The organism is Citrobacter sp. RHBSTW-00881, assembly GCF_013728515.1.
Taxonomy (GTDB): Bacteria; Pseudomonadota; Gammaproteobacteria; order Enterobacterales; family Enterobacteriaceae; genus Citrobacter; species Citrobacter braakii.
This window is the reverse complement of record NZ_CP056269.1, coordinates 3,106,757-3,127,139: the sequence shown is the minus strand read 5'-3', so window position 1 is coordinate 3,127,139 and position 20,383 is coordinate 3,106,757. Positions and strand designations below refer to the sequence as shown.

22 protein-coding genes and 1 pseudogene are annotated in these 20,383 nt (G+C 47.9%); 19 read left to right on the top strand and 4 right to left on the bottom strand.

The features are described from left to right. Nucleotides 1–8: 8 nt before the first annotated feature. Nucleotides 9–2,015: a transketolase gene (gene tkt / locus HV311_RS15160; RefSeq protein ID WP_182279895.1), complete on the top strand. Its 2,007-nt coding sequence runs from the start codon at nucleotides 9–11 to the stop codon at nucleotides 2,013–2,015. A gap of 67 nt (nucleotides 2,016–2,082) precedes the next feature. Beyond that, the gene (locus tag HV311_RS15155) at nucleotides 2,083–2,862 is read left to right on the top strand and encodes a YdcF family protein (RefSeq protein ID WP_226991639.1); all 780 of its coding nucleotides are present in this window, start codon (nucleotides 2,083–2,085) and stop codon (nucleotides 2,860–2,862) included. A gap of 51 nt (nucleotides 2,863–2,913) precedes the next feature. Here the strand turns inward: HV311_RS15155 and HV311_RS15150 are convergent, their stop codons facing one another. From HV311_RS15150 to HV311_RS15140, 3 genes are all read right to left on the bottom strand, one after another. After that, nucleotides 2,914–4,326, bottom strand: coding sequence for a sugar porter family MFS transporter (locus tag HV311_RS15150; RefSeq protein ID WP_182279896.1), 1,413 nt, complete (start codon nucleotides 4,324–4,326; stop codon nucleotides 2,914–2,916). Between the two features lie 75 nt (nucleotides 4,327–4,401). Then, complete coding sequence (locus HV311_RS15145) at nucleotides 4,402–5,835, bottom strand: aldehyde dehydrogenase family protein (protein ID WP_182279897.1); 1,434 nt, start codon at nucleotides 5,833–5,835, stop codon at nucleotides 4,402–4,404. A gap of 17 nt (nucleotides 5,836–5,852) precedes the next feature. Beyond that, complete coding sequence (locus tag HV311_RS15140) at nucleotides 5,853–7,436, bottom strand: GMC family oxidoreductase (RefSeq protein WP_182279898.1); 1,584 nt, start codon at nucleotides 7,434–7,436, stop codon at nucleotides 5,853–5,855. A 594-nt stretch (nucleotides 7,437–8,030) separates the two neighbouring features. Between HV311_RS15140 and HV311_RS15135 the strand changes: the two genes are divergently transcribed. The 9 genes from HV311_RS15135 (at nucleotide 8,031) to HV311_RS15095 (ending at nucleotide 14,130) form a co-directional block, all read left to right on the top strand. Then, nucleotides 8,031–8,738 carry a hypothetical protein gene (locus HV311_RS15135; RefSeq protein ID WP_191220134.1) on the top strand — a complete coding sequence of 236 codons (708 nt, stop codon included), beginning with the start codon at nucleotides 8,031–8,033 and terminating at the stop codon, nucleotides 8,736–8,738. A 298-nt stretch (nucleotides 8,739–9,036) separates the two neighbouring features. Continuing rightward, the gene (locus HV311_RS15130; RefSeq protein WP_046481316.1) at nucleotides 9,037–9,222 is read left to right on the top strand and encodes an AlpA family transcriptional regulator; all 186 of its coding nucleotides are present in this window, start codon (nucleotides 9,037–9,039) and stop codon (nucleotides 9,220–9,222) included. A gap of 40 nt (nucleotides 9,223–9,262) precedes the next feature. Next, nucleotides 9,263–10,732, top strand: coding sequence for a ParB family protein (locus tag HV311_RS15125; protein WP_052746915.1), 1,470 nt, complete (start codon nucleotides 9,263–9,265; stop codon nucleotides 10,730–10,732). Continuing rightward, nucleotides 10,729–11,313, top strand: a complete 585-nt coding sequence (locus HV311_RS15120) for a DUF2857 domain-containing protein (RefSeq protein ID WP_077259937.1) — start codon at nucleotides 10,729–10,731, stop codon at nucleotides 11,311–11,313. The genes HV311_RS15125 and HV311_RS15120 overlap by 4 nt, the downstream gene beginning before the upstream one ends. Next, a complete protein-coding gene (locus HV311_RS15115) occupies nucleotides 11,303–11,515 on the top strand; it encodes a TraR/DksA family transcriptional regulator (RefSeq protein ID WP_046498025.1) in 213 nt (70 codons plus the stop codon). The genes HV311_RS15120 and HV311_RS15115 overlap by 11 nt, the downstream gene beginning before the upstream one ends. A 292-nt stretch (nucleotides 11,516–11,807) precedes the next feature. Further along, the gene (locus HV311_RS15110; protein WP_046481314.1) at nucleotides 11,808–12,626 is read left to right on the top strand and encodes a PFL_4669 family integrating conjugative element protein; all 819 of its coding nucleotides are present in this window, start codon (nucleotides 11,808–11,810) and stop codon (nucleotides 12,624–12,626) included. After that, nucleotides 12,607–13,098, top strand: coding sequence for a DUF3158 family protein (locus tag HV311_RS15105; protein WP_049106066.1), 492 nt, complete (start codon nucleotides 12,607–12,609; stop codon nucleotides 13,096–13,098). Before HV311_RS15110 ends, HV311_RS15105 begins: the two co-directional genes overlap by 20 nt. A 20-nt stretch (nucleotides 13,099–13,118) precedes the next feature. Then, a complete protein-coding gene (gene ssb, locus HV311_RS15100) occupies nucleotides 13,119–13,517 on the top strand; it encodes a single-stranded DNA-binding protein (protein WP_046481313.1) in 399 nt (132 codons plus the stop codon). Between the two features lie 145 nt (nucleotides 13,518–13,662). Then, nucleotides 13,663–14,130: a phosphoadenosine phosphosulfate reductase domain-containing protein gene (locus HV311_RS15095; RefSeq protein ID WP_191220133.1), complete on the top strand. Its 468-nt coding sequence runs from the start codon at nucleotides 13,663–13,665 to the stop codon at nucleotides 14,128–14,130. Nucleotides 14,131–14,238: 108 nt separating this feature from the next. Here the strand turns inward: HV311_RS15095 and HV311_RS15090 are convergent, their stop codons facing one another. Further along, a complete protein-coding gene (locus tag HV311_RS15090; protein WP_064349473.1) occupies nucleotides 14,239–15,219 on the bottom strand; it encodes an IS5-like element IS5 family transposase in 981 nt (326 codons plus the stop codon). Between the two features lie 68 nt (nucleotides 15,220–15,287). Here HV311_RS15090 and HV311_RS15085 point away from each other — a divergent pair. The 8 genes and pseudogenes from HV311_RS15085 to HV311_RS15050 form a co-directional block, all read left to right on the top strand. Next, a pseudogene (locus tag HV311_RS15085) lies at nucleotides 15,288–15,869 on the top strand (phosphoadenosine phosphosulfate reductase domain-containing protein); the annotation flags it as partial. A 217-nt stretch (nucleotides 15,870–16,086) separates the two neighbouring features. Then, nucleotides 16,087–16,308 carry a hypothetical protein gene (locus HV311_RS15080; RefSeq protein WP_046481311.1) on the top strand — a complete coding sequence of 74 codons (222 nt, stop codon included), beginning with the start codon at nucleotides 16,087–16,089 and terminating at the stop codon, nucleotides 16,306–16,308. Nucleotides 16,309–16,329: 21 nt separating this feature from the next. After that, complete coding sequence (locus tag HV311_RS15075) at nucleotides 16,330–16,698, top strand: DUF3085 domain-containing protein (RefSeq protein ID WP_049106069.1); 369 nt, start codon at nucleotides 16,330–16,332, stop codon at nucleotides 16,696–16,698. 365 nt (nucleotides 16,699–17,063) lie between these two features. Further along, nucleotides 17,064–17,477 (top strand): DUF3577 domain-containing protein, encoded by a 414-nt coding sequence (locus HV311_RS15070; RefSeq protein ID WP_046481310.1) that lies wholly within the window; start codon nucleotides 17,064–17,066, stop codon nucleotides 17,475–17,477. A 75-nt stretch (nucleotides 17,478–17,552) separates the two neighbouring features. Then, nucleotides 17,553–18,203, top strand: a complete 651-nt coding sequence (locus HV311_RS15065; protein ID WP_046481309.1) for a DUF3275 family protein — start codon at nucleotides 17,553–17,555, stop codon at nucleotides 18,201–18,203. Nucleotides 18,204–18,274: 71 nt separating this feature from the next. After that, complete coding sequence (locus tag HV311_RS15060; protein ID WP_182279900.1) at nucleotides 18,275–18,889, top strand: hypothetical protein; 615 nt, start codon at nucleotides 18,275–18,277, stop codon at nucleotides 18,887–18,889. Between the two features lie 70 nt (nucleotides 18,890–18,959). Beyond that, nucleotides 18,960–20,063 (top strand): DUF6094 domain-containing protein, encoded by a 1,104-nt coding sequence (locus HV311_RS15055; RefSeq protein ID WP_046481307.1) that lies wholly within the window; start codon nucleotides 18,960–18,962, stop codon nucleotides 20,061–20,063. A 44-nt stretch (nucleotides 20,064–20,107) separates the two neighbouring features. Beyond that, entirely contained in the window at nucleotides 20,108–20,374 is a 267-nt protein-coding gene (locus HV311_RS15050) for a hypothetical protein (RefSeq protein ID WP_046481306.1), read from the top strand. Nucleotides 20,375–20,383: the final 9 nt, after the last annotated feature.

Here is a 20,383-nt window from a genome sequence, read left to right as displayed (position 1 = left end):
ATATCCTGATGAACACAACAAATAATACCCGCCGCCTGTGCGCCAATGCGCTGCGTGCGCTGAGCATGGACGCGGTGCAGAAGGCAAATTCTGGTCACCCCGGTGCGCCGATGGGGATGGCGGATATTGCGGAGGTCCTGTGGCGGGACTTCCTGCGCCATAACCCGAACAACCCGGAATGGGCCGATCGTGACCGCTTTATTCTCTCCAACGGTCACGGCTCGATGCTGATTTACAGCCTGTTGCATCTGACGGGCTACGATGTTTCGCTGAACGATTTGCAGAGTTTCCGCCAGTTGCATTCTAAAACACCGGGCCACCCGGAAGTGGGTTACACCCCGGGTGTCGAAACCACCACCGGACCGCTGGGGCAGGGGATTGCCAATGCGGTAGGTATGGCTATTGCGGAGAAAACCCTGTCTGCGCAGTTCAACCGCCCGGGCCATGACATTGTTGACCACTTTACGTACGTCTTTATGGGCGACGGTTGCATGATGGAAGGTATCTCTCACGAGGTATGCTCCCTGGCCGGTACCCTGAAACTGGGTAAACTGGTCGCTTTCTATGACGACAACGGCATCTCCATTGACGGTCACGTTGAAGGCTGGTTCACCGACGACACCGCGAAGCGTTTTGAAGCCTACGGCTGGCACGTTGTTCGGGGCGTTGACGGTCACGATGCTGACTCGATTAAACGCGCGGTGGAAGAAGCGCGTGCAGTTGCCGACAAACCGTCCCTGCTGATGTGTAAAACCATCATCGGTTTCGGTTCTCCGAACAAACAGGGCTCCCATGACTCCCACGGCGCACCGCTGGGTGATGCTGAAATCGCGCTGACCCGCGAAGTTTTGGGCTGGAAACACCCGCCCTTTGAAATCCCGTCTGATATCTATGCTCAATGGGATGCGAAAGAAGCTGGTCAGGCGAAAGAAGCCTCCTGGAACGAGAAGTTCGCGGCCTACGCCAAAGCCTTCCCGCAGGAAGCGGCAGAATTCATCCGTCGTATGAAAGGCGATATGCCGTCTGACTTCGATGCGAAAGCGAATGAGTTCATCGCTAAGCTGCAGGCGAATCCGGCGAAAATCGCCAGCCGTAAAGCATCGCAGAACGCGATTGAAGCGTTTGGCCCGCTGCTGCCGGAATTCCTCGGCGGTTCTGCTGACCTGGCGCCGTCCAACCTGACCCTGTGGTCCGGTTCTAAGCCGATTAACGAAGACACTGCCGGTAACTACATCCACTATGGCGTGCGTGAATTCGGTATGACTGCGATCGCTAACGGTATCGCGCTGCACGGCGGCTTCCTGCCGTACACCTCCACCTTCCTGATGTTTGTGGAATACGCGCGTAACGCGGTGCGTATGGCGGCTCTCATGAAGCAGCGTCAGGTGATGGTGTATACCCACGACTCCATTGGTCTGGGCGAAGACGGCCCGACTCACCAGCCGGTTGAGCAGGTTGCTTCTCTGCGTGTGACCCCTAACATGTCCACATGGCGTCCGTGTGACCAGGTGGAGTCTGCGGTGGCCTGGAAATATGGCGTCGAGCGTCAGGACGGACCGACCGCGCTGATCTTGTCCCGTCAGAACCTGGCGCAGCAGGATCGTACTCCAGAGCAACTGGCAAACATCGTACGCGGAGGTTACGTGCTGAAAGATTGTGCGGGGCAGCCGGAGCTAATCTTCATCGCCACCGGTTCTGAAGTGGAGCTGGCAGTTGCCGCTTACGAAAAACTGACTGCCGAAGGCGTGAAGGCGCGCGTGGTTTCCATGCCGTCCACCGACGCATTCGACAAGCAGGATGCGGCTTACCGTGAAGCCGTGCTGCCGAAAGCAGTCTCTGCTCGCGTAGCAGTGGAAGCGGGCATCGCGGACTACTGGTTCAAATATGTGGGCCTGAGCGGCGCTATTGTTGGCATGACCACCTTTGGTGAATCAGCACCGGCCGACCAGCTGTATAAGCATTTCAATATTACCGTAGAGAATGTTTATTCCCAGGCTAAAACATTGCTGAATTAATGAATTAGCTATTCAATAATAATGCAGCCATAGACTATGGCTGCATTAGTGATTCGAGCGAAAATAAATGATGAAGCTAACCGATCCTACGGTAAAGGACTTGAATACAATTTCTGACTGGCTTTCCATTGATGACTTTTCCTCCCAGGATAATCTTCAACCCGAGATGCTTATTCTTGCTGGTCATGCGATCATGCCTAATATTGTTGGTGCGGTGAATTTTGCCGCTAATGCTGATATTCCGGTGATCTTTAGTGGCGGAATAGGGCATTCAACCGAATTACTGAAAGAGGCGGTAAAATGCAATGCTTATATCTCAGCCTCATTGAAATATTCGTTAAATGACAGTGAAGCTAAAATTCTGGCTGACATTGCGAAGATGGTTTTTGGTATTGGTGCGGATAAAATTTATCTTGAGGATAAATCAACTAATTGTGGCCTCAATGCTTTATTCACACGTAATCTCATTTTGAAAGAAAAATTAACGGCACAGAATGTCATACTAGTCCAGGACCCATTGATGCAGCGGCGTACTTATGAGTCTTTTCGCTTTTGCTGGCAACAGCAAAATCTGTCAGCAAATTTTATTAACTGGCCGGTCTTTAAGCCGAAACTGAAACAGGTCAATGGGCGGTATATGATTACTGGGGGCCAGCTTCCAGGCGTTTGGGATCTCAATCGCTATATATCCATGACCCTGGGCGAAGTGAAGCGATTGCGTGATGATGCTGGTGGATATGGGCCGAAAGGAGCCGGTTTTATTGGTCATGTTACGGTTCCAGACGCAGTGGAAGAGGCGTGGCAGCGACTCACGTATTGTACTAATCTGGCTGGGATAGTCCGTTAAGCGCATGGAAAATCACAGGCACGCAGTCAGCGTAGCGTGCCTGTGGTGTGGTTAACGTCCTAGCTTTCTTAGCGCAACGCCATCGAGTAACCGTTTTTCAATATTTTCCAGCGACTCGCCTTTTGTTTCCGGGACATAGAGCGCCACCAGAATGATAAAGAACAGATTCATTGCGGCATAAAGCATAAATGTCTGACCGCCGCCCAGCGTATTAAGTAAGGTCAGGAAGGTTGCACCAACCATCATGTTAACTACCCAGTTGGTAATCGTTGAGATAGTGATACCAAAATCACGGCCTTTTATAGGTTGGATTTCGGCGCAAAGCGTCCATACCAAAGGTCCTGCCGACATGGCAAAACCAACAATAAAGCCCAGAAGGCTCAGCACTGCCACCTTTTGCTCCAGCGCACTCAGGATAATTGCACCGCTTACAGTGTGACCGGATTCAAAGAGATAACCAAGAATACCCAGACCCGCTGCCATTACCAGGAAACCGATATAAAGAATAGGTTTTCTGCCCCAGCGATCGATAAAACCTACCGCTATAAACGTTGCAAGCACGTTAGTAACACCTACAATGACCGTCCCCCACATTTGCATGGTGGTGTCGCTATATCCTGCAAGCTCGAATACGCGCGGTGCATAATAGATGATGACATTGATTCCGGTAAGCTGCTGCATGACCTGTAGCAGAATACCCAGACATACCGAACGGCGGAAATTGCTGTTTGACTTGAATAGCGACCAGCCCTGCTGTGGAACGCGTAGTTGCTCGTTAATTTCACTGATTTCATCTGCAACAATACTCTCACTGTTGCGAAGCTTAAGCAGGATCAATTTCGCTTCTACCTCTCGCTTGCGCATCAGTAGCCAGCGTGGACTTTCAGGTAATAGAGCGGTGCCTATCAGGAACAATGCTGCTGGGATAGCGATAACACCCAGCATCCATCGCCAGCTTCCAGAATAGCTCAGGGCGGTATTAGACAAAAATGCGCAGAGAATGCCGATGGTGACCATTAACTGATAAACGGAAATCATGGCGCCCCGATACTGACGGGGGGCGACTTCTGATATGTACACGGGAGCCGTAAATGATGCCCCACCGACGGCGAGCCCTAGCACGAATCGGGCTAAAATCAGTGAACCGGGAGACCAGGCGAACGCGCAGAAGAGAGCGCCGAGCAGAAAAATGACTGCTGAGAAGAGCAATACTTTTTTGCGACCCAAAGCGGGTGAGAAACAACCAGCAAGCAATGCGCCAATGGCCGCTCCGCCCAGCAATGCGCTGACTATCCATTCAAGCGTGTGATCGCTAACAAGAAACTCCTTCTCTATAAAGGGTAAAGCCCCGGCAATAACGCCGACATCAAGGCCGAATAAAAGGCCTCCTAATGCTGCAAGAAAGCCAGTAATTTGCACGTAGCGATTTTTAGGCGCAACTGTACTACTCAGGGTTTGACTCATAGCAGTCCCCTCAGGATCAGAGATTATTTTTTATATCCCCCGACGGAATTCGGGGGAGTGTCTAACGGCAGGTAATTAACGTGTGATATCGATTGAAAGGGTTTTAACCTGCGTGAATTCTTCGAATCCATGCTTACCCATTTCACGGCCATAGCCGCTCTTGTTATAACCGCCAAATGCAAACTGCGGCTGGCCATCAATAGCCGTATTGACATATACAGTACCGCTGAGAAGCTTTTTACCCAGACGCAGACAGGTGGTGATGTCCTGCGACCAGATGCTGTTGGACAGGCCATATCCCGGCAGGTTCGCCAGATATGCCGCTTCTTCCAGGGTATCAAAAGGCGTTACGGTCAGTACTGGTCCGAAAATTTCTTCGAGAAATGCCGGATTATTTGCCGCAACATTGTTCAGAATGGTAGGGGGGTAATAATCCTGTTCCGCATTGGCGTCGGCGTTACCACCGGTAATAACCTGCGCACCGTGGGATTCGCCCTTCGCTACCATTTCTTTCACTTTCTCAAAATGGCCATTGTGGATTAGCGAACCGATTTCCGTTTCTGGATTTAACAGGTCGCCGCTGATAATTTTCCGCGTTTCAGCAACAACCATTTCTGTGAATCGATCGGCCACACCACGCTGGACAAGAAGACGCGACTGGGCCACGCAGCATTCTCCTTGGTTAAAGAAGGCTGCGAACGCAACTTTCTCTGCTGCTTTTTGCAAATCAGCATCCTCAAACACAATACTTGCTGCTTTTCCTCCCAGTTCCAGAGATAACGGTTTAATGGTGCTGGCAGAGCTTTCAATGATTTTTTGTCCGGTCTGCGTTGAGCCGGTAAACGTCACGAGTTTTACGTCCGGATGGCGGGTGATAGTTTCGGCCACAGGAGCGCCGTAACCGGTCACTACAGTAATGACACCGGCAGGTACGCCGCTTTCTTCAGCCAGTTTAGCCAGTTCAAGTGCAGAACTTGAGGTAAACTCAGACGGTTTCACCACAACCGTGCATCCGGCAGCCAGTGCGAAGGGAACCTTCTGACAAAAAATCAATCCCGGGAAGTTCCACGGCAGGATTGCGCCTACAACGCCAATCGCTTCGCGAATAGTGATCCCCATTTTATCTGGGCCTGCATCCGTAAAGGCTTCACCTTCCAACTGGCTTGCCAGAGATGCCGCATAACGGATCAGGGATACTGCGGCGTTCATATCACCACGGGAGAGGCGTATAGGTTTTCGTACCTCTTCGGCATCAATGATGGCGAGTTGCTCAGCATGCGCCTCTACACGATCGGCCCAGCGATTAAGTATAAGGCCACGCTGAGTACCAGGCAGTTCTGACCAGGCAGTAAAAGCCTCAACAGCGCATGCAATAGCCTGCTCAGCGTGCTCACGGGTGCCAGCTACAAATTCAGCGTGAACTGTTTTCCCGTCCGGACTCTTACGCTGAATGTATTCCAGCGCACCGGTAGCTTCAAATCCCTGGTAATGTTGTATGTACTTTCTCATGTTGACCTCATTCAAAATTAACAATGATCCTGTTTGATCATGTCCGCTCCTTTCTCGCCAATCATCATGGCCGGAGCATTAGTGTTGCCACTGATGAGCTTGGGCATGATGGAGGCATCCACCACACGCAGCCCTTCAAGACCTCTGACCTTGAGTCGGGAATCGACCACTGCCATGTTATCGAGGCCCATTTTGCAAGTGCCCACGGGGTGGTAGTCACAGCAGGCGTATTGCCTGACGTAATCCATTATTTCTTTATCTGTTTTTGCCTGAGGCCCGGGCAGTACTTCTTTATCGATGTATTTAGCGATATCAGGCTGGCAAAGGATCTCGCGGATAGTCTTAATGGATTCCAGAGACATTTCACGGTCGCGAGGATCGCTGTGATAACGTGGATTAATCATCGGTTCATCGATGAAGTTTGATGAGCGCAGCTTTACATACCCACGACTGCGAGGGCGCAGATACGTTGAATTGATGGTAAAACCGTGGCCGGGCATTGCCGTTTGACCACCGCGAACCACAAAAGCGGGAGCCATATGAATTTGCAAATTCGGCCTCGTTGCCCCTGCTACCGTAGCGAACCCGCCGCCCTCAACAATACAAGCGGCTGCAGGGCCACCTTTGTAGAGTAGCCACTGTAAACCATGCCCCAGCGCCTGTGGATAACGGTCCTGCCGGTCATAGCTGATAGGGTCCTTAATTCCCACATGAAGATTAGTGCATAGGTGATCTTGAAGATTTTTACCCACACCCGGCAGGTCGTGGACCGTCTGGATGCCAACAGCTTGAAGATCTAGCGGGTCACCAATACCTGAAAGCATCAATAAACGCGGAGAATTGATTGCCCCCGAGGAGAGGACGATTTCAGTGGTAGCACGATAGACAATCCTTTGCCTACCCTCTGCAACTTCAATCCCGGTGGCGCGACCGTTTTGAGTGACAATGCGTGTGACTCGCGCGCCAGTCATTATTGTGAGGTTATTGCGTTGCTTAACAGGGTTCAGGTATGACACTGCTGCAGAACGGCGACGTCCGCTTCGGCAGGTGACCTGATAGAAACCGCAGCCGTGCATGGTATCGCCGTTGAAATCATGGTTAAACGGCAGGCCCCATGTCTGCATTGAGCGAACAAAGGATTTAGAGAGCACGTGTGGCGTAGGTTGATCGGATACCCATAGCGGGCCGCCCGTTCCGTGGTAATGGTCAGAGAAACGCTCGTTATCTTCTGCTTTACGGAAGTAAGGCAGTACACTGTCATAATCCCAGCCTTCGTTGCCCAGTGACGCCCAATGATTGTAATCATCACGCTGGCCACGAATATAGATCATGGCGTTGATGGAGCTGGAACCGCCCAACGTTTTACCCTGGGGATACCAGATGCGACGGTTATCAAGATGTTCCTGCTCCTCGGTATGAAAACGCCAGTTAACTTTTGGCCCAAAGAGTTTCCCAACGCCGCCGGGGATGTGGATCATCAGATTATTATCTTTTGAACCGGCTTCTAATAGCAGAACCTTGACCGCAGGATCTTCACTCAATCGGTTGGCCAACACGCAACCTGCCGAGCCAGCTCCAACGATAATAAAATCATAATCCATATAGTCTCCAACATATTAAGAAACAGGGAATAAGTTGGCCTACCTGAAAGCCTTAAGCTAACTTAACAATCAATGATATGATGTTATAAACTAATAACATTATGAGATCAATTGCTTGTTTTTCATAACGTAAAATAAATAACGTATTGATATATATGTGTTTAATTAAATTTGTGTGTTGTTGTTGTGATGAGGATCACGACAAAAAAATTACGTTTATAAATGATTTCACACTCAAAATGAGTCTTTGATCACATTTTTGATTAGTTTGCCATATGACTTTAACAGAGGCATTTAGAGATAAGAGTTTTTTAAATTAACTTATGAATTTTTATTAGTAAAAAGCTCTTTTCTGAAGAGTGTTTGTGTTCGTCATAAAAATATTTTATCAGAAAATAGACTTATTAATACCTTACCAGTTTGAATATATATAACAACCCAGATCTAAGTTGGCATTTCTATGATTTTAATGAGTTTATTGTTTTGTGGCTACAAATGAAATAAAAGTCTAATACCTATAATTAGTTTTTCATTGGCCTAAAGTGCTGTTATCTGTTTTATTTGCGTTTGTTAAATATAAAAGGAGGAAACAAAATGAAAGCTTTACCATATTGTAGTAGAAATATCTCTATGCCAGTTTGGGTTACAATAAATGAGGCCGCAAATATAATAAATAAAAAATGTAGTGTTGCAATTACCAGTAGCGATGTATGGCGCTATGCATTCTATGGGTATCTAACACTATCAATATATTTTCAGTCCCCGATTATAGTCCAAAAAATTAAGTCTGAAAAAAATAAACTTTTCTTAGTGGAGGAGAAGAAAGGTATTATAAGCAAGTTATGTTTTCTAAGTAATGATTGCTTACAGTCAGGGTGGAGCTGGAAATTAAAAGCGGAAAATGAAATAATTCGCCCACATTGCCATGTCATGGATACCCCATTAATAGGGTATGAGTGCTTGGTCGCTCAAAATTTCCTGGCTCGATCTTTAGGGTTTCCTCTCCCTGAAAAAGGACAGTTTAATACGTGCTGTGGTGTTTTGGTCAAAGATAAAACTAACATTTTTCAGATATTAGAATATACAACTTTAGGACAAAGAATCTCTCAAAGATTAAACTGCATTCCAGAGAATCAAGTTGGCAGTTATCGTGCTGAGATTGATATGGATAGTTTAATAATGAATGAGGTAAATTATTTCCCTGTTTATGATTTTCCGCGAGATGCCTACTTTGTGGTGAAAAGAGATAATCTGGAAAAATTTACAGACACTTTTTTCCCCATCGTAAGTAAGCCTTCTTAACAAATTTCTACCCCCCTCTCGCGACTTCTATGGCTTGCCTGTAAGCACAATGACATCACGGGAACATTAATCAATCATCCTTATAAGTTAATCTCAATTTTTGAAGAATGGGCTAGGTGTGATGGCATTACCGATCGGTTAAGTGGTGATACTCTAAAAAAAGCCTTAAAGAGGGGGGCCCCATTTTAATAAATCATCGTTACTGTAACGAGAACCCGTAATGCGGATGCTGCTGCTATTCTTCGTAAGAAAAGCATGGTGTTGTAACCTTATCCGATAAACCACTACGGGGTACATCATGACAACCTACCGATTCTTGCGTTTGAAACAGGTAATGGATAAAACAGGTCTGAAACGTTCTCAGGTTTACACTTACATGAAAACAGAAGGATTCCCTAAGTCCATCAAGATTGGCCCAGCCAGCGTAGCATGGCTTGAATCCGAGATTGATGATTGGATTAATGCGAAAGTAAATAAACGTTAAATTATTTCCATCACTAATTGACTTATTCAGGATCATATCAATGAAAAATGATCAGGGCATACTTATGCCTGTTGAACTGGAACAATTGCGGGCATTTGATTTAAATCCGCGTATTACCCGTAACCCGAACTATGATGAAATTAAAGAATCTATCCGTCATCGCGGACTTGAACAGTTACCACAAATTACCCGTCGACCTGGCGAGGATTTTTATATTATCGCCAGCGGCGGCAATACGCGTCTGGCGATACTCAATGAGCTTTGGCTGGAAACTCATGACAAAAAATACTGGAATATAATCTGCCATTATCGCGAATGGCATACAGACAGGAGTATTGAAGAAGGTAATCTTGATTGCCTGTTGGGGCATCTTGTAGAAAATGATAAGCGAGGGGCGCTGACTTTTATTGAGCGGGCGCTTGGCGTTCAAAATGCTGTCGAAATATACAAGAAATTAAATAGTGAATGCTATCAGCGGGATTTGGTTAGCATGCTGAGTCAGGCCGGTTATTCTGTTTCACAGACCCAGTTGAGTATTATGTCATCGACTATCCAGTATCTTCTTCCTTATATTCCTGAGCTACTTTATAGTGGGATGTCAAGAAAGAATACTGAGAGGTTGCTGACATTGCGCTCTAATACGGAACGGTTCTGGGATAAATATTGCCAGGAATTTCTTCCGGCGTCGGCACATCAGGTTCCTTTATTTGATGATATTTTTGCAATGGCATTGACATCGTTTAATGAACCGACAGCAGATTTCTCGCTTGAACATATTCAGGATGAACTGACTGGTCTGGTAAGCCAGACGCTGAATATTGATTATAATACTGTTGCACTGGTGACCGATGCCAGAGCACAAAAATGTAATACTATTCTTGGTAGTGAACCTGTTCCTGAACTCCCCGATATCAGCGAACAGCGCTGGGTGGAGCAAAAATACCGGGATAGAATATCGCCCGAAGAATCTTCTCAAGGTCGGGATCACAGTGAAACAGATACTCCGTCAGATCAGTCACTTTCTGATTTTGGAGAAAGGGAAACAATTAGCTCTGATAGGGTGACTACTCCTGCATCCAACACTCATTATTCTGAACCGGGATTTTTATCTGATCACCAGGTTACCTCTGCACTACCGACTGATGAGTTATTTCTTGGCAGGGATCGGCAATTTGATACTCAGGAGGCGTTATCGGCGCTAATTGATCAGATGGCCTGGGAACTAGCAGGTAACGCCGGACTGGAGTTCCTTATTTCACCTGCTTCTGATGGGATATTTGATATTGCTTCCCCGGAAGGTGAGTTGTCAAACGAAGGTAAAATTTACTGGCAAATATTATCTTTTCTTGCCGGGAAGTTGCCTGGTAGTGCTGTTATCTGGCGAAAAATGTTAACTGGCTCTCCTGATATTTCTGCGGGAATTAGTGAGGAAACATTGATCAAAATTTTCCAGCTAACACTCCATATCCGCCATTTATACGATAAACAACGTCAGGGAGAATTATTATGATCCCGTCATTAAATTATGCCGTTTTGACAGATGCATTACATGCGTTGAAAGAAGGAAATATCCGTCATTGTGAATCGCTTGGTTTTACCTATAACGAATTGGAAGCCATTAATAATTTATCTGTGGATGAACTTTTTATTCTGAGTCGTGCCTCTGCCCAGTTTCTAAATGTCACTATTCATCATGAAGTCCTGCGCCAGCTTCTTGCCCAGACAAGGCAGGAAATTCAGCTACAACAAAGGATAAACCGGGCTATCGCGTTGGGTGGTTCGATTGAGTTACTCGGCGATTTTTTTGGCCTGTCATCCGCTGAAATCAGTGCAAGACGCCGGTTTATTGGAATTAGTATTTCACAAGGCAGAACGCGAATACCGGATGAGGATATGGATGCCAGGATCTGGCGGCTGTGGAAACCTCGTCGCCCGGATAACCTGCTGTCTATGGATGCGCTGGATGTGATGATGGATATAACTGAATCTTTTTCCGGCGAGGCTGCGGGAGATTCCCTCTCACTTACTGTTGTCTGGAACCGCATTACGTTGTGTGAAAAAGAGACGCAGGGAGCATTACATAATGGATGAGATAGATCGCGACCAGGAATTTAATGAGCTGCAGCTTGAAAACATGATCGCACGTTCACGCATAGCTGCCAGTGGCTCTTCATCATTGTATTTCTGTCGTAAATGTGGCGAGGCGATCCCAGAGAAACGGCGATTACTTATATCGGGAGTATCGTTGTGTATCGAGTGCCAGACAGAGCTCGAGCGTAAATATCACGTCTGATATCAGCCTGTCAGGAAATGACATCTTTGTGGTGTATACAAGCGTGAGTTCATATTATAGAAATTGACAATTAAAAAGCTATAATTGATAGGGAAGCGCCCATCGATATTTGACCTCAAATATCGATGGGCGCTTCCCTATCAATATGCGGAGAAACAGTAGATAAAATCAATTGTAATGTTCCCAAGTTGCCTTCAGATACTTGCGGTTTACTGGTTCTGGTTTTTCGTTGTTCACCACATGGTCCTGCTTCATTCTCATTACTCCCCGTACCACAGCCGGAGTGAACACCATGAGTGATATGACCCCTGTCCAGCTGACCACTGGCCCCTTACGCAGCACTGTGACTATCGAACTGCATACCCACCTTGCGACCCGAACCTGGACTGGCCGACAACCTGATCCCGCAGAGCAGATCCACGGCATTATCGGTATACCACGCTTCCTTAATATCATGAATATCATCCGTCTGGATTCTCAGGCGGATAACCCTTATGCCGATTTGTGGATGCTGCGCCTGGAGGAACGCCTTCTGTTTGCCCGCGCTGAAATGAACACGCTTATCGACAACATGAAGGTGGTATTCAGTCAGTTACCGGAAATGATGACCGTTGAGGGTTGCGCCAGTATCCAGCCTGCACGATTCCCGGTTTTTGCCAGCTCGCAACTTGGCTTTATTGCAGTCTATTTACTGACAGATTTTGATGAACTGATGCGTAAAGCTTTGCTGGCCCAGCATATGGCTCTGATTAATCGTGTGGAGATGAACGCTCTGCGCCAGAAGGGCGGCAATCTGATTCGCAGTATTCTGGTACTGGCCCAGAAATACCGCCGTATTCCGGTCACCCGTCAGGATATCCGTGATCATAATGCCAGAGCGATTGCAGCAGAAGAGCAGGTCGGGCCGGTGCCAGATGAGGTATTCAGCGGTTCCAGCCGTTCAGTGTATGCACCACCGCTGCGCCAGGCTGTTGATGAACAACCATCGGTACCTGTTCAGGTGGACGAAACTTCGGTAACTGCGCCAGATCCGCATGATGACGCCGAAACGGCATCAACCCGTTCGTCGGATTCTGCAACAGAGGCAGAAGATGATGAGTCAGAGACCTGATGCTGTCACGGAATATCGGGCGCTCACGGGTTCTGACTGGCTTGCTTACGAAAGCTGTACAAAGGATCTTTTAAGGGTAAGAGAGCCGGAGAGGCTGGCGCGGTACGCGACAGACGCGAAGGCGAACCTGCACCAGATACAGACTCTTGTACTGCACCGGGCGTGGCGCTGGCCGTTACAGTATTTACCCTTAATGTTATGTCGTGGGCCAGCCCGTTCTGGTGCAGATTTCCTGCGCTGGCGCAACCAGCAGAATAATCGTTCAGGTACTGCGGCATGGCAGGCACTGGTGCAGGAGCCCTCGGTCCCACAAACGGTGCGCGATGCACTCCTTGCTATTGAGCGGGATCGTATTGTGTTTAATATGCAGATGTCTGTTTTGACTTTTATCCTGCGCCAGATACGTGAGTGCTCAGTAAAAATGATGGATGCGGGAAATATTTCAGCATCTGTTTTCTCTGCAACAAAATAAATAACCGGAGAAATGAAATTATGGCCCAGAGAGGACTGAATAAAGTTTGCCTGATTGGATATTTAGGGCAAGACCCGGAAGTTCGTTATACTGCGGATAAACAACCTGTGGCAGTATTTTCCGTGGCGACGGGCGATTCATGGAAAGATAAAGAGACCGGGGAAACGAAAGAACGGACGCAGTGGCACCGGATTGTAGTGTATAACAAACTTGCGGAAATAGCTGCCGCACATCTTAAGAAGGGCACCCAGGTGTATCTTGAGGGACGATTACAGGTCAGGAAATGGCTGGACAGTATCGGTGCAGAACGCCAGTCCACTGAAATCGTGGTCGATATCAACGGGATGTTACAGATGCTGGGTAAACCTGAACCGGATAAAGCGCCGGGTGATCATTCATCGGATAATGCGGGCGAGTAATATCTTTTTCTGCTGGTTGTCATAATTAAGAATGACGTCGAAATATGGCGTCATTCTTCTGTTTATACATATTTGTTTCTGTAAGGACAGTTGGTTTATCTGAGCATTAATTAGCAACTTCATTTATCACAATGAGGTTGCTGTCATGTTTCCAGAAAATAAAATTTCCGATGGTGCAGTCCGGCATGTTATTAGTTTGTCGGGTGGGAAAGACTCACTGGCACTCTGGTTATTATCCCGCGAGTGGGATATTGATTCAGTCGTGATATTTGCTGACACCGGGCACGAACATCCCCTGACGTATGAATATATTTCCCTGCTGGAGCAGAAATTGGGACCGGTTATTCGTGTTCGTGCAGATTTCAGTCAGCGAATTATAAATAAGCGAAATTATATCCAGAATATCTGGCCCATTAAGCTTGTTGAAAAATATGGTTATACGCCGCAGGGTGCAGAACAACGTGTCGCTGAAACGCTGGAACAGATGTACCCCCGTGGCATTCCCTTCCTGGATTTATGTATCTGGAAAGGCCGTTTTCCCAGCACCCGCGCCCGGTTCTGCACGTTTGAGCTAAGGAAGGTGCGAATAAGCGGGGAAATTCTTCTCGGCTGACTCAGTCATTTCATTTCTTCATGTTTGAGCCGATTTTTTCTCCCGTAAATGCCTTGAATCAGCCTATTTAGACCGTTTCTTCGCCATTTAAGGCGTTATCCCCAGTTTTTAGTGAGATCTCTCCCACTGACGTATCATTTGGTCCGCCCGAAACAGGTTGGCCAGCGTGAATAACATCGCCAGTTGGTTATCGTTTTTCAGCAACCCCTTGTATCTGGCTTTCACGAAGCCGAACTGTCGCTTGATGATGCGAAATGGGTGCTCCACCCTGGCACGGATGCTGGCTTTCATGTATTCGATGTTGATGGCCGTTTTGTTCTTGCGTGGATGCTGTTTCAAGGTTCTTACCTTGCCGGGGCGCTCGGCGATCAGCCAGTCCACATCCACCTCGGCCAGCTCCTCGCGCTGTGGCGCCCCTTGGTAGCCGGCATCGGCTGAGACAAATTGCTCCTCTCCATGCAGCAGATTACCCAGCTGATTGAGGTCATGCTCGTTGGCCGCGGTGGTGACTAGGCTGTGGGTCAGGCCACTCTTGGCATCGACACCAATGTGGGCCTTCATGCCAAAGTGCCACTGATTGCCTTTCTTGGTCTGATGCATCTCCGGATCGCGTTGCTGCTCTTTGTTCTTGGTCGAGCTGGGTGCCTCAATGATGGTGGCATCGACCAAGGTGCCTTGAGTCATCATGACGCCTGCTTCGGCCAGCCAGCGATTGATGGTCTTGAACAATTGGCGGGCCAGTTGATGCTGCTCCAGCAGGTGGCGGAAATTCATGATGGTGGTGCGGTCAGGCAAGGCGCTATCCAGGGATAACCGGGCAAACCGACGCATGGAGGCGATTTCGTACAGAGCATCTTCCATCGCGCCATCGCTCAGGTTGTACCAATGCTGCATGCAGTGAATGCGTAGCATGGTTTCCAGCGGATAAGGTCGCCGGCCATTACCAGCCTTGGGGTAAAACGGCTCGATGACTTCCACCATGTTTTGCCATGGCAGAATCTGCTCCATACGGGACAAGAAAATCTCTTTTCTGGTCTGACGGCGCTTACTGCTGAATTCACTGTCGGCGAAGGTAAGTTGATGACTCATGATGAACCCTGTTCCATGGCTCCAGATGACAAACATGATCTCATATCAGGGACTTGTTCGCACCTTCCCTAAAGCACCGTCCGATTGATGAACAGATAATTCAGCCGCTGCTGGGACAGTATGATGATGTGGTGAGCTGGCAAGGAGTGCGAGCTCAGGAATCAGCGTCACGTGCCCGTTTGCCGGAACTGGAGTTGGATGCGGATAATCAGCCTGGCCTGCATGTTTACCGGCCTTTATTGCAGTGGACGCATGATGATGTTTTTGCGCTGGCGAAACGTCACGGTATTCCGCCCAATCCGCTGTATCAGCAGGGATGTTCACGCGTCGGCTGTATGCCCTGTATTCATGCGCGGAAAAAAGAGCTGGGCGTGATATTCCGGCGCTTCCCGGAGCAGATACAGCGCGTTGCAGAATGGGAGCGGATTGTTGCTGCGTGCTCCACGCGCGGGAATTCCACCTTTTTTCCTTCAACCCGCGACCCGTTAAAAGCCGAACAAGATATCAACAAAATCAGTCTGGACAGTCACGGTATTGAAACCTATCGGCGATGGGCGTTTTCCCTTCACGGTGGAAAGTTATTCGATGAAATTGCGGCCATTAATGACAGCCAGCCCTGCTACGGTATTTATACCGGTATCTGTGAATAGCGATTATTTCTGATGGGGCAAAACAGAGTTTTCACTGCTCGCTTCCTCCATCTTCGCGTGTAATGAACAGGCTTGATTGCCTTTATGGCGCCCAGGTAACAGGGCTGAAAGTTATCCGCAGTTATGCGACGCCCGAGCCCTTTACACCTGCCAGCGACTGAAAACAGGTGTCCGGTTGATGCCGTGCTGTCGTTAAATTCCTCCCGGAGAATAAATCATGAATTACCCTGGTAATGAAGAGTTGCGAATGGATATTGCCCGGCTGGCGAATGATGTGAATGAGTTGCATCAGCGAATAAAGTTACTGGAGCAAAAGTACCGCTGGGACAGTGACAGTCTGGTTCATGGTCTTGCCGGGCAAACATTACGTATTGCCGAAATATCCTGTTCCACGCTGCATCAACAAATATATGAACTGGATCTTGTCTTCTCGGACTGAAATCTAACAAAGGAACTGATTATGATGAAAGGTGCCCGTAGCGTTATTTTTAAAGCTGAAACGTTAATTCCGGTTATTCAGGAAGCGATGAAAAATCAATGTGCTGTTTTTCTTGTTAAGGATCATGGTCTGTATATGATGCCGGAAAACGGTATGTCTGACCCAAAAACTGGAAGAGTATTAACGCTTTCTTATGCAGAAGGTTTCAATCCTGACCTGGCTGAGTTTGACGACTGGTACTATGAACTCAGGGATGTCTGTGGTGGTGATGATTTTTGTGAAACATTGCCGGTGACGGATAACGTTCTTCAGGAGGTTATCCGTCACAGCGCTGACCTGGAAGTTTCGTTTACACCTACTCAGTTCAGATACCATACTGTTAATTATTAACCTCAAATCCTCTGTCATATGGCAGAGGATTTTTTTAATGAACATTTCATGAAATACTGATTTCATCAGGCTGGTGCTGTTTTTAATTATATTATGAAAACAGTTTTCTCTTTGCGAAACTACCTGGCCTGTTATTTACTGAGCCTGCACTTTCCATCCCTGTGATGGGCCTTTTGACAGCCAGGCTGTAAGCTGTCGCACTGAGTCTCAGTGTCATGCCTGCCCTTTAATGCCTGATACGACTGCAAACAGGCAATGTACCTCCGGTATAGTGTCGTTATTATTGACCATTCATTTATACACTCATCCTGCGGGAGACAATCCCGTTGGGACTGTCTCCGCTTATTTTTTTGTGGAGATATCTCATGAATACTGAACGTAAATATTTTGACCTGCATACTCGTGGTATTGGCTATGTTAATCGTCTGCGTCAGGTTACACCCAAAAAAGGGAATCCTTTTCTGGCCTGTACTATTGCCGCATTACGGGGAACAACTGATTCTCCTGAATATACTTATATTGATGTGCGCGTTTATAACGAGAAAGCCGTTGAACTTCTGGAAAGCTGTCAGGATGCGCTGAGTAAAAAACAGAAGGTACTGATTTCTTTCAGCGTTGGCGATATTTACCCCGAATGTTTTACCTATGAGAAGGGTGAGAAAAAAGGTCAGTGCGGCTGTGGTATTAAAGGTCGCCTGATTAAAATTACCACGCTGAAGATTGACGGGCATGAATTTTACCGGGAAAACGCGGCTGAAAATCAGCCTGTGGATGCCTGATATTATTCACGGAGAATGGAAGTCCTTGTGGCTTTTATTCTCCATCCCATCTTATACCTCATCAGGAATCGAACAATGAATACCGCTCAACACTCCCCGGTTATTGTGACCGGAAAACTGGTTGTGAGAACAATTAATGGCCGCAATGGTGCCTTTAACGTTGGACTGTTGGAAACAGACATTGGTAGTTTCTCGGTCAAAGACAGGGAGCTGGAACAATACAGCGCCGGGACTTATGAAGGTCAGTTTGTCATTGGCAGAATTTTCATGCATTCATGGAGTTATGGAGCAAACTCGGGTTCTGAAATTCGCGTCCGTCTCGATGCTATGAATATTGCCAGCAACACTGAACTGACGCCGGATGAAGAGCGGAAGCTTCTTCCTCCGGTTAACGATCCGTTGGAGGAAGAAACACCGAAAGAACCTGTATCAGAACGACCGTTTCCGGAAAAAACGAAATCAGCGCCAGCAGCAAAAGCCCCGGAAACTAAGGGGAAAAAACGTCTGCAGTTCACCTTACCGACACCCGCCGAGCAGGAGTCCGGTGATCAGACGCTGTTTGGTCCACTCTGGCCTCTGGCAAATATCGTGAAACTTGATGCTACGGTACCTCGTCAGATTCTGCGCCAACAAAAAGCACGCCTGACACAACTGGGCTACGACTTTTCCGCGCAGGAGCAACATTTTATCAAATCAGGCGTACCGGCTGTTGCCGCGCAGTACTGATCTTCACCGATTATTACCCCACTGTCGGGTTTTCCCGACAGGGAAAGCCCCGTTAATTTAAGGAGTTTTCCATGCCCTCACTGCTTCAGCTTAGCGAAGTACCTCATATTATGTCTGATGGTTATATCTGCGATGAGCGGCGCTCTTTGCTTTTTCTTTCCGTCTGGGGCAGAGATACTTCCGTGCAGGAACTGCTGGCCCGTATGACGCTGAAAAACGAAGATGCGCTGACGCAGTTCACCCTGACAGACGCTTCAATCAACGAGCACATTCTTTTCCCCGGCAATAACGATAATTTCGACAAACGTTCTTCCCGCCATCAGCAAACTCGCTTCGGAACGCTGGTTCATGCCTGGTTATTCGATAAGCGCTGTCTGATACCTGACAGGGCGAATGGTCAGGCATTCCTGCTGCTTAAGCGTGATGATCCGTACTGGCGTGAACGTGTCTGGACGTTATTGAATGAAACCACCACGCTGCCTTTACTGGAACACTGGCGGGATCGGGTACTGACGCTGATACAGACCTCGCAGATGTTAATCCCCATTGGGGGTTACGGCGAACTCACGGGGTGGCAGCTTTCTCTTGATACGCCTGTGCTGACCAGACTTATCAGCGAAGCTATTGTTATGAGAGAACTCTCCACCACACCACATGCCTCTGATTATTATTTTCGTGCCGCCTGACCGTAATCACGGACGTACCTGTACCACGGGTACGTTCCGATTTCTTATTCTTATTTCAGGACAACTCACTATGGCTCTGATGTTTCCCCGCCTTGCACAAAATTTTATACGCAATGGATATTTTCCCACCGATGACACCACGCTGGAACACATTCTTACTGCGCTGTCTCCTGATGACTCTTCCGGTACTATTCGGCTCCTGGACCCCTGTGCAGGAGAGGGCGTCGCTGTGACGGAAATCGCCAGCCACCTCGGTGAACAGGCGAAGGCTTACGCCGTAGAGTACGATGCAGAACGCGCCGCCCATTGTGCCACGATGGCTGATGTGACGTTGCACAGCGATCTGATGGACACCATTATTTCGCAGCAGACGTTTTCATTACTGTTTCTTAACCCACCCTACGGCGATCTGGTGAAGGATAATGATCCTGAGTTCAGTAAAAAAGGTCGTGCCCGTCTGGAAAAGCAGTTCTACCGGCGCGTTGTGGATAACCTGATGTACAACGGTATTCTGGTAATGGTTATTCCTTTTTACACGCTCGATAAGGAATTTTCCGGCTGGCTGGCAAACAGCTTCACTGATGTACAGGTGTTTTCTGCAGCGACAGACCAGTTCAAACAGGTGGTGATCTTTGGTCGGCGTATTCGTCAGAATCAACAGAACCAGAACAGCGTCAGACAGATTTATCAGAGTCTGATTGCTATTGGCAAAGGCGATGAAACGGCGGTGCCACTTCCCGAAATGTGGTCTGTTCCCTATACCGTCCCCGTTGTCCGACAAGAGCTGAAACATTTTTACCGTGTGACAATGGAGCCGGTGCAACTTGCAGAAGAGATCCTGCATGTTCAGGGACTCTGGCCGTCATTCTCCACGCAGCTTTGTGTTCAGCCTCAGCCTCCACGTCCGCCTGTCCGGCAGCTTTCACGCTGGCATCTTGCACTGGCACTCGCTGCTGGCGCTATTACTGGTGTTATCACCTCTCCGGCAGGCCGCACGTTGGTTGTACGCGGTGACACTTACAAGACGAAAAACAGGAAAACGGAATTTACCGAAGATGATGACGGTAATATTACTGAAACCATCATTATGACCGACCGCTTTATACCAGCTATTTCGGCATGGGATATGACACAGGATTCTCAAACCTTCGGTGAACTGATTTCCATTCGCTAAATCACTCTGAATTATTTAATCCGTCATTTATTAAGGAACTTTTTATGACACGTTTATTTTCCCCCGGTTGTCTGTGTATTACCCCTGGCATCAGCGAAATGATTATAGAAGGTGCAGATATTCCACCTTTCCTGAACCGGCATTTATGTGGTGACTGGGGAGATATCTGCGATGAGGCTAAAGATGCCAATAACCGCGCAGTTAGTTCTGGTGGTACAATTCTTTCGGTTTATTACGTCACTCCGAAAACTGAAGTCTGGATACTGACCGCAGGTGGAAGCACCACGATCATGTTATCTTCTGAACGATAGCTATGGGTT

What these genes read in the sequence shown, in the direction of transcription:
- tkt (WP_182279895.1), top strand. Translation starts at nt 9, where the DNA reads ATGAACACAACAAATAATACCCGCCGCCTGTGCGCCAATGCGCTGCGT.
- HV311_RS15155 (WP_226991639.1), top strand. Translation starts at nt 2,083, where the DNA reads ATGATGAAGCTAACCGATCCTACGGTAAAGGACTTGAATACAATTTCT.
- HV311_RS15150 (WP_182279896.1), bottom strand. Translation starts at nt 4,326, where the DNA reads ATGAGTCAAACCCTGAGTAGTACAGTTGCGCCTAAAAATCGCTACGTG.
- HV311_RS15145 (WP_182279897.1), bottom strand. Translation starts at nt 5,835, where the DNA reads ATGAGAAAGTACATACAACATTACCAGGGATTTGAAGCTACCGGTGCG.
- HV311_RS15140 (WP_182279898.1), bottom strand. Translation starts at nt 7,436, where the DNA reads ATGGATTATGATTTTATTATCGTTGGAGCTGGCTCGGCAGGTTGCGTG.
- HV311_RS15135 (WP_191220134.1), top strand. Translation starts at nt 8,031, where the DNA reads ATGAAAGCTTTACCATATTGTAGTAGAAATATCTCTATGCCAGTTTGG.
- HV311_RS15130 (WP_046481316.1), top strand. Translation starts at nt 9,037, where the DNA reads ATGACAACCTACCGATTCTTGCGTTTGAAACAGGTAATGGATAAAACA.
- HV311_RS15125 (WP_052746915.1), top strand. Translation starts at nt 9,263, where the DNA reads ATGAAAAATGATCAGGGCATACTTATGCCTGTTGAACTGGAACAATTG.
- HV311_RS15120 (WP_077259937.1), top strand. Translation starts at nt 10,729, where the DNA reads ATGATCCCGTCATTAAATTATGCCGTTTTGACAGATGCATTACATGCG.
- HV311_RS15110 (WP_046481314.1), top strand. Translation starts at nt 11,808, where the DNA reads ATGAGTGATATGACCCCTGTCCAGCTGACCACTGGCCCCTTACGCAGC.
- HV311_RS15105 (WP_049106066.1), top strand. Translation starts at nt 12,607, where the DNA reads ATGATGAGTCAGAGACCTGATGCTGTCACGGAATATCGGGCGCTCACG.
- ssb (WP_046481313.1), top strand. Translation starts at nt 13,119, where the DNA reads ATGGCCCAGAGAGGACTGAATAAAGTTTGCCTGATTGGATATTTAGGG.
- HV311_RS15095 (WP_191220133.1), top strand. Translation starts at nt 13,663, where the DNA reads ATGTTTCCAGAAAATAAAATTTCCGATGGTGCAGTCCGGCATGTTATT.
- HV311_RS15090 (WP_064349473.1), bottom strand. Translation starts at nt 15,219, where the DNA reads ATGAGTCATCAACTTACCTTCGCCGACAGTGAATTCAGCAGTAAGCGC.
- HV311_RS15080 (WP_046481311.1), top strand. Translation starts at nt 16,087, where the DNA reads ATGAATTACCCTGGTAATGAAGAGTTGCGAATGGATATTGCCCGGCTG.
- HV311_RS15075 (WP_049106069.1), top strand. Translation starts at nt 16,330, where the DNA reads ATGATGAAAGGTGCCCGTAGCGTTATTTTTAAAGCTGAAACGTTAATT.
- HV311_RS15070 (WP_046481310.1), top strand. Translation starts at nt 17,064, where the DNA reads ATGAATACTGAACGTAAATATTTTGACCTGCATACTCGTGGTATTGGC.
- HV311_RS15065 (WP_046481309.1), top strand. Translation starts at nt 17,553, where the DNA reads ATGAATACCGCTCAACACTCCCCGGTTATTGTGACCGGAAAACTGGTT.
- HV311_RS15060 (WP_182279900.1), top strand. Translation starts at nt 18,275, where the DNA reads ATGCCCTCACTGCTTCAGCTTAGCGAAGTACCTCATATTATGTCTGAT.
- HV311_RS15055 (WP_046481307.1), top strand. Translation starts at nt 18,960, where the DNA reads ATGGCTCTGATGTTTCCCCGCCTTGCACAAAATTTTATACGCAATGGA.
- HV311_RS15050 (WP_046481306.1), top strand. Translation starts at nt 20,108, where the DNA reads ATGACACGTTTATTTTCCCCCGGTTGTCTGTGTATTACCCCTGGCATC.